The sequence below is a fragment of the Halomonas sp. 3D7M genome, from assembly GCF_014897885.1.
In the GTDB taxonomy this organism is placed as follows: domain Bacteria; phylum Pseudomonadota; class Gammaproteobacteria; order Pseudomonadales; family Halomonadaceae; genus Vreelandella.
The window spans coordinates 20050-20595 of the sequence record NZ_JABUZF010000277.1 but is presented as its reverse complement, the minus strand read 5'-3'; the positions used below and the strand labels follow the sequence as shown (position 1 = coordinate 20595).

Sequence of the window (546 nt, the reverse complement as noted above, 5' to 3'; positions counted from 1 at the left end):
CGAGGCTCCTGAAGATTCGCGTCACGCGCACCACTCGTAGAACGATTGAGGTCGGCGGGCAACCCAATATGCGCCACACCGACCTCAAAATATTTAGCCAACTGACTGGATGCCAGCGAAGATGCGAAAGGTGATCTCGCCCGTTTTCATTCACGCCTCATAGCAGTCAGCAAAGGAATCTAGCGTATTTAAACAGCGAGTCTTAACGCTTACTCACCCTTTTTTAGCTAGCAATAGCCCTACCCCGGCGCTGGCTAACAGGCCCGCACAGCCGCGGTTAAATAAGCGCCGCATGGCTGGTCGAGAAAACCACTGGCTCAAGAAGCTACCTGCATAGGCGTAACCAGCAATCGCTACCCATTCCAATAGTAAAAACAGCACACCTAGCACCAAAAACTGCAGACCTACATTGCCGCTAGGTTCCACGAACTGCGGTAGGAAAGCGGTAAAAATCAGAATGGCTTTGGGGTTACCAGCAGCAAGCAAGAACTCTTGTCGCGCCAGCTCAAATAGGCTCATACGTTGGGTTTCAGCGCTATCACTTGC

Annotated in this window: 1 protein-coding gene; it reads right to left on the bottom strand. The window is 51.8% G+C overall.

All coding sequences use genetic code 11. The features are described from left to right. Nucleotides 1-213 precede the first annotated feature (213 nt). A partial coding sequence (locus tag INT22_RS21715; RefSeq protein ID WP_226912967.1) for a LysE family translocator occupies nt 214-546 on the bottom strand: 333 nt, incomplete at its 5' end.